This is a genomic window from Flavobacterium sp. (genome assembly GCF_020217025.1).
GTDB lineage: Bacteria > Bacteroidota > Bacteroidia > Flavobacteriales > Flavobacteriaceae > Flavobacterium.
In genome coordinates this window covers 1-10000 of the sequence record NZ_JAIWOF010000169.1, presented here as the reverse complement: position 1 = coordinate 10000, position 10000 = coordinate 1, and the positions used below count along the sequence as shown (strand labels likewise).

The following is a 10000-nucleotide window of genomic DNA, read 5'->3' as shown; positions in this document are numbered from 1 at the left end:
TTGGTTTTTGGAATTTGCTTTTTGGAATTTCCCAACCTATATTTGTGTTTCAATAGAATTTATGGAACAATTTATCGTATCGGCTCGTAAGTATCGTCCGCAAACATTTAAAGATGTTGTGGGGCAACAAGCTATTACCAATACTTTGTTGAATGCTATTGAAACGAATCACTTGGCACAAGCCTTATTATTTACTGGACCACGTGGTGTAGGAAAAACAACTTGTGCACGAATTCTAGCTCGAAAAATCAATCAAGAAGGGTATGATGATCCGTATGAGGATTTCTCTTTTAACGTTTTTGAATTAGATGCGGCTTCTAATAATGGTGTTGATGATATTAGAAGTATTATCGATCAAGTTAGAATACCTCCACAAACTGGAAAATACAAAGTATATATCATTGACGAGGTGCACATGCTTTCGCAAGCTGCTTTTAATGCTTTCCTAAAAACATTAGAAGAACCACCTAAGCATGCTATTTTCATTTTAGCAACTACTGAAAAACATAAAATTATTCCAACGATTTTATCGCGTTGTCAAATTTTTGATTTTAAGAGAATTACGGTTAAAGATGCAAAAGAACACTTAGCTGAAATTGCTAAAGAACAAGGAATTACCTTTGAAGACGACGCTCTTCACATCATTGCTCAAAAAGCAGATGGTGCTATGCGTGATGCTTTGTCTATTTTTGACCGAGTAGTATCTTATTGTGGAAAAAACCTTACTAGACAAGCGGTTACTGAAAATTTAAACGTATTAGATTTTGAATATTACATCAAAATCACCGATTTAATTTTAGAAAATAAAATTCCGGATTTACTTTTAGCTTACAATGATATTTTAGCAAAAGGTTTTGATGGACATCATTTTATTGCAGGTTTGGCTTCGCATTTTAGAGATTTATTAGTGTGTAAAAATCCGGCTACTTTACCTTTATTGGAAGCTGGGGAACATGCACAAAGTTTATATGCAGCGCAATCACACAAAGTAATGCACGATTTCTTATTAAAAGGAATTGAGTTAGCTAATGAATGTGATTTGAAATATAAAGTCAGTCAAAATCAACGCCTTTTAGTCGAGCTTTGTTTGATGCAATTAGCCTCTATCACTTTTGATGGAGAAAAAAAAAAGTAGCTAAATTTATCATTCCGGCTACTCATTACAAGAACAACTCCTACTCTATTACTGAAGTTCCAACGGTTAAAACTCAGGTTTCAACTGAGGAAACAAAACCTGTTATAGTATCTGAAACAGTTATAAACGAACCAATAGTTGCTGAAATTCCTCAAGTTCAAAATGAAGTAGTTGCTCCAATAGTTCCTGAAATTCCGAAACCCGTTTTAACCAATTTAAATCCGACAGGAACTAAAGTTTCGGCACTTTCATTAGCAAGTATTAAAGCGAAAAAAGAGTTAGAAGCCCAACAACAAACCTTTCAAAAACACAGAGAGGAATTACCTTCAGAAACGTTTAACGAAACCGATATGTTGTTGCAGTGGAATAAATTTGCTCAAAAAATGACCGATAGCGGAAAGCGTTTGTTAGCAACTTACATGCAAATGAACGATCCAACGTTAAACGGAACCACCATTACTTTAGAACTTCCAAATCAAAGTACGAAAGAGGAATTTTTATCGGGTTGCCATGAATTAATGGGTTATTTAAGAGGAAAATTACACAACCACGATATTACCATTGAAGTTGTAGTAAATGAAACTACCGAAAACAAATACGCATTTACTCCACAAGAAAAATTTGAACGTTTAAAACAAATTAATCCAGCTTTAGATTTGTTGAGAAAGACGTTTGATTTGGATGTTTAAATTATTGTTCTTCAAAGAAATCTTCATCTAATTGCTTGACTTCATAAACAGATTTAGTCTGAACACCAACATTAAACTCATGCATTAAATCAACCAATTTAATTCCATCTATTAGAATTATTTTGTGATGAGCATTTTTGGCTTTTTCAACAGCACCTTTATCAAATAATGAGGTAGTTACAAAAACACCTTTATTTGTATCACCACTCATAGCTCCAATAAAATTTCTGATATCTTTTTCTCTTACCTTATTCTCATTGAATCTTTTAGCCTGAATATAAATTTTGTCTAAACCTAATTTGTCTTCATTAATAATTCCATCAATTCCTCCATCTGAAGATTTAGAAGTTTCTATAAAATCTCCATAACCCATTTTCTTCAATAAAATAAGAATTACTTTTTCAAAATAATATGGATTGATAACTTTTAGTTTATCTAATAAATCATTTTTTACCTCTGTTTCAATTTTTGAAAAACCTTCATCAATTAAATCTTGTGGAGATGCATTATCAATAACTTTTATATCTGTTTTAGATTTATTTAACTTTAAATTTTCTTCGGTATAAAAATCAAGCATATTTGTTCCTTGTTCAACATCTTTTAATGTTAAACTAGACTTTTGACTTAAACCTTTCTCTGTAATTTTAACATGTCCTCGTTCTGGATAAAAAATATATCCACCTTTTTTTAGATATGATTTTCCCCACGCAATTCTATTATTGATCAATACTTCACCTGATTTTGTTTTCTCATTAAGCATTTCTTCAGGTAAATCAGAATAATATTTCTTAATAACCAAATCTTGTAATTCTCTAGTATGAATCATCTCTCCATTACTCAATATCTGTAAAATTGGATTAAATGTTTCATGGAATTTTGGTATTTCAATTTTCTTCATGGTTTTAAAAAATCATTCTTGGTTTATAAATACAATAATACAAAACAAATTTTATAAATCCCGTTAGGGATGAAATCTTGGTAACGATTAACTAACAGTTTCTAAAAATCCCGTAGGGATGACATTAAATAGGCTCTTTAAAAATGTAACGTTCATCATACTCCACTTCAAAAGCTTCTAAAAATTCTAAATATTCCTCTTGAAATGATTTCGTTTTATGACGTTCTTCTTGATTCTGAATGTACTTAATTACATTTTGAACATGGGATTTGGAATACGAAAATGCTCCGTAACCTTCTTGCCACTCAAATTTTACATTTAAAAACTTTTTCTCGTTAATCCATTTGGAGGAATTGGCTTTAATGATTTGCATTAATTCAGAAATGGATTGTGTTGGACGCATTCCGATTAAAATATGAATGTGGTCTGACATTCCATTAATCGCTAATAATTTATGATTATTGGCCTTAATTATTCCTGAAATATATTGGTACAATTCCTCTTTGAATGACGAATGAATTAATCCGTTTCGATATTTTACCGCAAAAACAAATTGGATGTGAATTTGTGTATATGTGTTTGCCATTACCGCTATACCATCCCTACGGGATTAAATTAATTATTATAATTAAATTTTTCTACCAATATGTCATCCCTACGGGACTTATATTTCTGATTTTTTTATCTACCGATGTGTCGTCCCTACGGGACTAATTATTATATCTTTCCATAATACATCGCTTTCACGATACCATCGGATAATCCAATTTTTGGTACATAAATATGTCGGGCACCACTCCATTTCATAGCGTTAAGATAGATTCTTGTAGCTGGAATAATTACATCGGCGCGATCTGGATTTAAACCTATTTCAGCGATTCTTTGTTCGTAGGTCATGCTGTTCAATTTTTGATATTGTGAACTTACATAGACATACGAAAGCGGTTTGTCTTGTTGTTTTTCAGATAATTTGAATAATTTATTAATATTTCCTCCAGAACCAATTAAGGTGATATCTTCAAAAGGTTCGGTATTGGTTTTAATCCATTTTTCAATTTCTTGCCAAACTACTTCGTTTACCATGTTATTTAACAAGCGAACGGTTCCGTTTTTGAACGATTTAGATGCGATGATTTTTCCTTCGTAGAACAAAGAAAATTCGGTGCTTCCACCACCAACATCCACATATAAATAAGCTTTATCAGTACTAATGAATTGTTTTAAATCGGATGCCGCAATAATGGCGGCTTCTTTTTTACCATCGATGATATCAATTTTTATATCGGCTTTCTTTTTGATGATTTCGACTACTTCTTTACCATTATAAGCTTCGCGCATAGCTGAAGTAGCGCAGGCTTGATATTTTTCTACCTTATGTACTTTCATTAATAATTTGAAAGCTTTCATGGCGTCAATCATCCTTTCGATATTTTCCTCGGTAATTTCGCCTACGGTAAAAGCGTCTTGTCCTAAACGAATAGGAACTCGTACTAAGGAACTCTTATTGAATTGTGGTGCGCAGCCTTCTTGCTCTACAATATTGGTTACCAATAACCTCATGGCATTGGAACCGATATCAATAGCTGCATATTTTTTTATTGTAATCATCTATATTTTTATTGCACGTTCTCGGCAATCACATCTAATTTGTTTTGGTAATAATTGTACATTTCTTGTTGGGCTCTAAATGGTTTTTCATCACCACGTTTTCTGTAACGATTTAATAAATCTGCCGAATGAATACGAGCTTTTACGTTAGCTTTCCAACCTATTTCAAAAGTTTCAATTAGTTCTTTTTTAATTTCAGGATCATAAATAGGACAGGTTACTTCTACCCTTGCATCCAAATTACGAGTCATAAAATCCGCCGATGAAATAAAAACTTCAGAATCCCCTTCATTTCCAAAAATATAAATTCGGGAATGTTCTAAATAATTATCTACAATACTGATGGCTTCAATATTTTCGCTTAAACCTTTAACTCCAGGAATCAAACAACAAATTCCTCTAATTATCAATTGAATTTTTACTCCGGCTTGACTTGCTTCATACAATTTATCCGTCATTTTAAAATCGGATATACTGTTCATTTTCAATTTAATATAGGCTTCTTTTCCTGAAAGCGCATTTAAAATTTCTCTATCAATTAGTTTATTAAAACGACTTCTGGTATAATGTGGCGAAACAATTAAATGTTTGTAACGATGTACGCGATAATTCACATCGAAGAAATCAAAAATCTTAGCAGCGTCTTTAAGAATTTCAACATTGCTTGTAAATAAAGTCACATCGGTATAAACTTTTGCAGAATTTTCATTGAAATTTCCGGTCGAAATAAATCCATAGCGTTTTACTCTTCCTTCCTCAATTCGTTCAATAACACAAATTTTACTGTGAACTTTTAAACCTTTCACTCCAAAAATTAATTCAATTCCTTCGGTTTGCATTTGTTCGGAATAGGAAATATTACTTTCTTCATCAAAACGCGCTTGCAATTCGATTTGAACCGTTACTTTTTTTCCGTTTTTTGCAGCGTTAATTAATGAACTCACAATTTGTGAATTCTTAGCCAAACGATACAATGTAATTTTAATAGAAGCTACTTTTGGATCTAAAGCCGCTTCACGCAAAAATTTTATGATATAAGAAAAAGATTGATAGGGTGCATAAAGCAAATAATCTTTCTTTTTGATTCGCTCTAAAATACTTCCTTCTAGTGATAATCCTGGAACGGGTAATGGTAAGTTTTCTCTATATAATAAATCGTATCTTCCTAAATTTGGGAAGTTCATGTAATCTCTACGATTGTGATATCTTCCACCCGGAATAATACTATCAGAACTTAGAATATTCATTCCTTTAAGGAAAAACTCCAAAGTATCTTTACCGATAGCTTGATCATAAACAAAACGAACCGGCTCACCTACTCTTCTTTCTTTAACGGAATTGGAAATCTTTTCCATTAAACTTTTACTCAAATCACTATCAAATTCCAACTGAGCGTCGCGAGTAATTTTAATCATGTGGGCTGAAATCGTCTTGTAATCAAAAATATTAAAAATACTATTTAAGTTAAGACGTATAACATCATCAAGAAGAATGATATACTGTTTATCAGAATTTGAAGGAAGAACAACAAATCGGTTTATTGTATTTGGAATTTCGATCACCGCATATTTAATCTCTTCGTTTTGAGATTCTGATTTCATAACTAATTTAATCGCTAAATATCCAGAAGTATCTTTTAAAAGAGGAAATTCTTCTAAATCGTTTAACATAATCGTTACAACTGCTGGACTAACTTTTTGGATGAAATAATCGTGAATAAAAACTTCTTGTTCTGTATTAACTTGTTTTTCGTTAATAATATAGATGTTCTCATTTTCGAGTTTTTTTTCGATTTCGCTTAAAATTCGTAAACTTTCCGATTGTTGTTCGATAACAATATCGGTAATTTCTTTAAGTAATTGTTCAGCGGGAACTCCAAGAATTTTTTCGGTTTCAGTAGTTTCAAGACTCATTCGACGAATGGCTGCGTAACGAACTCTAAAAAACTCATCTAAGTTATTCGAGAAAATCCCAAGGAAACGAAATCGATCTAATAAAGGTACATTTTCATCATTGGCTTCTTGAAGCACTCTTGCATTAAATGTTAACCAACTTTTTTCTCTATCTATATAATTATTTGTGGGATTGTTCATTTTTAAACTGGCTTGGAAATAATGTTGCTTTAGTTTGTCCTTTTGAAATCGTATTCCAATCATCCGTATCAAATTGCAAAGCAACAACACCAGATGTTGGGACATTATCTATATAAAGGTCTCCAAATTTATTAACAAATTTTGTAATAGCTTCATTATGTCCAAAAAGAATTAAACTATCATATGAATTTTCACATTTTTTTATACTTTTTTCCAACTTTTTAGAATCAAACGTGTATAAATCGTCTGAAAAATGGATAGTTTCAAGCGGAATAGAAAGGTATTGAGAAAAAATGAATGCTGTTTCTTGCGTTCGTTTTGCTTTACTGCTCCAAACAATATAAGATGAAGGCAAAATTTGAGGAGTTTTTGAAGCTATTAAATGGGCATCACGAACACCTCTTTGGGAAATAGATCTGTCAATATCTTGAACTGGTGCATCCCAACTCGACTTTGAATGTCTAATAAGTATTAAATTTTTCATAGTTATTAGTTTAGAGATTCAAATTACTACTTTTTTTTGAATTAGAAGTTAAAGCTTTTATTAATTTTAAGTTAGTTAATAGATTATTTTTAGCACTTTATCGAAAACCCCCACCTAAAGCTAACTAAGTGTTGGTTTTTGAGTAATTTAGCAGTGTTAAATATTCAATTCCCCATTTTTCTCTTTTAAACTTAACTTCATTTTCATCCCCTAAACCAAACCTTAAAATCAGCTTACTGTAATTATTAATTTTTTAAAATTATTATTATGGAAAGTCCATTAAAAATTGAAACTAGAACATTATTATTTTGTTCTCTTTTCTTAATGTGTTCTACAATAAGTATTAGAGCCCAACAAATTTATAATTGTAACGATATTAATTTTGAATCAAATCAAGAACTTAAGAATACACTTTCTGTAGTTTTAAATTCAACAGATTTAGTTCAACTAGAATCCAATCAATTTTCAAGAAATTCTAATAATTCTAATGGAGGAACTATTTTAGACATTCGTTACGAAAATTTATATAAAATAAATCAATTAAGTGCAGTAGAACTGTCAAATTTAAAATATTGTATACTAAGAATTAGAAACAATATTAGCCCAATTGATTTAGTTTCTTTGAATTCTTTAGTAAATTTAGAATTACTTCATGTAATTATTGAAACTGATTACCAAAGTGTATTTTCAGTACTGAATGTAAATAATCCTAATTTATTTATCACCTATCAGATAAGTGTTCCACAATAAATTTAAAAAAATGAAAACAAAAAATTACTCTAAAGATGTAAGTTTTAGTGGAAAAAATATTATCATAATATTCTTTTTATTGATAAGTATTGTAATGCATTCTCAGGTAAGAGTCAATTTTACTCCACGCAAACCTATTGCTTCCCCTTCTACAAGTATTTATAATATTAAAGGTGATTTTACTTTGATAGGAAATACAAATTTAACATTGAATAATTACGATGTTAATGAGCCCAATAGTAATAATAACATGATTTATGTTGATATAGATGGTGACTCAAATACATTTAATTCTTCAAGCGCTAATTTAACATTTTCAACTGAAAATGGTGCTGTTCCAGAATGTTCTAAAGTTGTTTTTGCTGGTTTATACTGGACGGGAAGATCATCGGATGGCTCAAATAGTCCCGATATTTTTAATGTGACTAAAAATTCAGTAACTAAAACATTTAATAAAAGAAAAGTTAAACTTAAAGGTCCTACTTCTTCATCATATACTGAAATAACTGCAAATACAAACGATATATATTATCCTCAAAACTCTGATGGTTTTATGTATTCAGCTTTTGCTGAAATTACTGAATACGTAAAAGCAAATGGAATAGGTAAATATACTGTGGCTGATATAGCGCTAGTTGAAGGAAATGGTGGTTCAACTGGTTATTATGGAGGTTGGGGAATTATTGTTGTCTATGAAAATTCAAAAATGAAATGGAGAGATATCACTGTTTTTGATGGTCACGCCTATGTACAAGGAAACTCAACTTTAAGCCACCAAATTCCTATTTCAGGATTTAATGCGGTTCAAACAGGTCAAGTTAATGTTAAACTTGGTTTAATGGCAGGTGAAGGTGATAGAAGTATTAGTGGTGACTATTTCAATATACAAAGATCTAGTGATAACAATTGGCAAGCTTTAAACCACACTGGTAATTCAACTAATAATTTCTTTAATTCTTCCATTCAAACTGGAGGAAATACAAGAAATCCAAATTTAGTTAACAATACGGGACTAGATATTTCAATGTTTAATATTCCTAATCCAAGTAACTCTGTAATTGCAAACAATCAAACATCCACAACACTTAGATATGGCTCAACTCAAGATACCTATGTAATTTTTATGGCTGCAATGGCTGTAGACGCTTATATTCCAGACCCTGAAGGAGTCATGTCTTTAGTAACCATTAATGGTGTACCAGCGACTTCTACGACAACTGTTACTCCTGGCCAAGAAATTGAATACTCAATCAAAATTCTTAATGAAGGAACCGAAAATATAAATAATGCTCAAATAAAAATTCAATTACCATATACAGCAACATTTGTAAATGGAAGTCAAAGCGGAATTATTAATTTTAGTCCGCTACCAACTCCAAATAGTGTTTATTTTAATCCAAATGATGGTCCATCTGGTACTCTTATTTGGGATATTGGAACATTACCTGTTCCAGCAACTCCAACAACAATCTTAGGAGAATTAAAATATAAAATAAAAATAACTGAGGATTGCTTTTTATTGAAAAATCCAAACTGTGCTCCTTCTGCATCATTATTTGGTTACATAAATGGAATTGGTGCAATTACAGGAATACAAATTATAAATAAACCTTTTATTCAAGGATATGTTACAAGTGGTTTATGTATTGGAGATCCTATTTTAAATCCTATAACGACAATGATTGATGCTACAAACTTCATTAATCAAAACTGTCAAAATACTATTACCGAATTAGTTTTTAATTATTGTAGTCCTATAGCTCAAATTCCTTTCAATTCGATTGCGTCAAACTATCCAATTGGTACACAATTTTATAACAGTTATCCGGTTAATGGAAGTACAATTGAATATACCAATTCAAATCCATTTCCAAATACTTTAGGTAGTTTCAATTACTATGCTGTACCACCAAATGCAAATGGTTGTTACTATACTTTACAAATTAATATAGTTGGAAATCCAATAATTACATCTCCTCAATCTGTAAATATAAATGGCTGTAATTCTTCTGTAATTTCTCCTTTAGTATTTAGTGAAACACCAGTTAATATTAATCTTCAGGATTTTATTAATGCTGGCGGAAGTGTATCAAACAATCAATTAAATTATACTATATCTTATGTTGATTCTTCAAATGGTAGTTGTCCTCTTATAGTAACAAGAACATATACAATAATTACTTCATGTAGTACTCAAACAATTACACAAACTTTTACCATTGTTGATAACACGAATCCAACAATCACAACTCAAGCTTCTAACTTAGAAGTACAATGTGATGGTAATGGAAACACAACTGCTTTAAACGCTTGGTTAGCTTCTAACGGTGGTGCTTCGGCTAG

General features: G+C 31.0%; 9 protein-coding genes. 4 read left to right on the top strand and 5 right to left on the bottom strand.

The features are described from left to right. Positions 1-61 precede the first annotated feature (61 nt). The gene (gene dnaX, locus LDL23_RS08610; RefSeq protein WP_291265332.1) at positions 62-1135 is read left to right on the top strand and encodes a DNA polymerase III subunit gamma/tau; all 1074 of its coding nucleotides are present in this window, start codon (positions 62-64) and stop codon (positions 1133-1135) included. Between the two features lie 383 nt (positions 1136-1518). Then, positions 1519-1824 carry a DNA polymerase III gene (locus LDL23_RS08605; protein WP_291265331.1) on the top strand — a complete coding sequence of 102 codons (306 nt, stop codon included), beginning with the start codon at positions 1519-1521 and terminating at the stop codon, positions 1822-1824. Between the two features lies 1 nt (position 1825). Here LDL23_RS08605 and LDL23_RS08600 read toward each other — a convergent pair whose 3' ends face one another. The 5 genes from LDL23_RS08600 to LDL23_RS08580 form a co-directional block, all read right to left on the bottom strand. After that, complete coding sequence (locus LDL23_RS08600; protein ID WP_291265330.1) at positions 1826-2722, bottom strand: restriction endonuclease; 897 nt, start codon at positions 2720-2722, stop codon at positions 1826-1828. A gap of 124 nt (positions 2723-2846) precedes the next feature. Next, positions 2847-3308 carry an IS200/IS605 family transposase gene (gene tnpA, locus LDL23_RS08595; RefSeq protein WP_026726226.1) on the bottom strand — a complete coding sequence of 154 codons (462 nt, stop codon included), beginning with the start codon at positions 3306-3308 and terminating at the stop codon, positions 2847-2849. A gap of 131 nt (positions 3309-3439) precedes the next feature. Further along, complete coding sequence (locus tag LDL23_RS08590; protein WP_291265329.1) at positions 3440-4330, bottom strand: exopolyphosphatase; 891 nt, start codon at positions 4328-4330, stop codon at positions 3440-3442. An 8-nt stretch (positions 4331-4338) separates the two neighbouring features. Next, entirely contained in the window at positions 4339-6423 is a 2085-nt protein-coding gene (gene ppk1 / locus LDL23_RS08585) for a polyphosphate kinase 1 (protein ID WP_291265328.1), read from the bottom strand. Further along, positions 6404-6907, bottom strand: coding sequence for a histidine phosphatase family protein (locus LDL23_RS08580; RefSeq protein ID WP_291265327.1), 504 nt, complete (start codon positions 6905-6907; stop codon positions 6404-6406). The genes ppk1 and LDL23_RS08580 overlap by 20 nt, the downstream gene beginning before the upstream one ends. Before the next feature lie 267 nt (positions 6908-7174). On the opposite strand from LDL23_RS08580, the gene LDL23_RS08575 reads away from it, so the two are divergent. Together LDL23_RS08575 and LDL23_RS08570 are read left to right on the top strand one after the other, a co-directional pair. Continuing rightward, positions 7175-7657: a hypothetical protein gene (locus LDL23_RS08575; RefSeq protein WP_291265326.1), complete on the top strand. Its 483-nt coding sequence runs from the start codon at positions 7175-7177 to the stop codon at positions 7655-7657. Between the two features lie 10 nt (positions 7658-7667). Further along, positions 7668-10000: hypothetical protein (locus LDL23_RS08570; RefSeq protein WP_291265325.1), on the top strand; the 2333-nt coding region annotated here is incomplete at its 3' end.

Coding starts and splice junctions, on each gene's coding strand:
- dnaX (WP_291265332.1), top strand. CDS start 62: ATGGAACAATTTATCGTATCGGCTCGTAAGTATCGTCCGCAAACATTT.
- LDL23_RS08605 (WP_291265331.1), top strand. CDS start 1,519: ATGACCGATAGCGGAAAGCGTTTGTTAGCAACTTACATGCAAATGAAC.
- LDL23_RS08575 (WP_291265326.1), top strand. CDS start 7,175: ATGGAAAGTCCATTAAAAATTGAAACTAGAACATTATTATTTTGTTCT.
- ppk1 (WP_291265328.1), bottom strand. CDS start 6,423: ATGAACAATCCCACAAATAATTATATAGATAGAGAAAAAAGTTGGTTA.
- LDL23_RS08590 (WP_291265329.1), bottom strand. CDS start 4,330: ATGATTACAATAAAAAAATATGCAGCTATTGATATCGGTTCCAATGCC.
- LDL23_RS08600 (WP_291265330.1), bottom strand. CDS start 2,722: ATGAAGAAAATTGAAATACCAAAATTCCATGAAACATTTAATCCAATT.
- tnpA (WP_026726226.1), bottom strand. CDS start 3,308: ATGGCAAACACATATACACAAATTCACATCCAATTTGTTTTTGCGGTA.
- LDL23_RS08580 (WP_291265327.1), bottom strand. CDS start 6,907: ATGAAAAATTTAATACTTATTAGACATTCAAAGTCGAGTTGGGATGCA.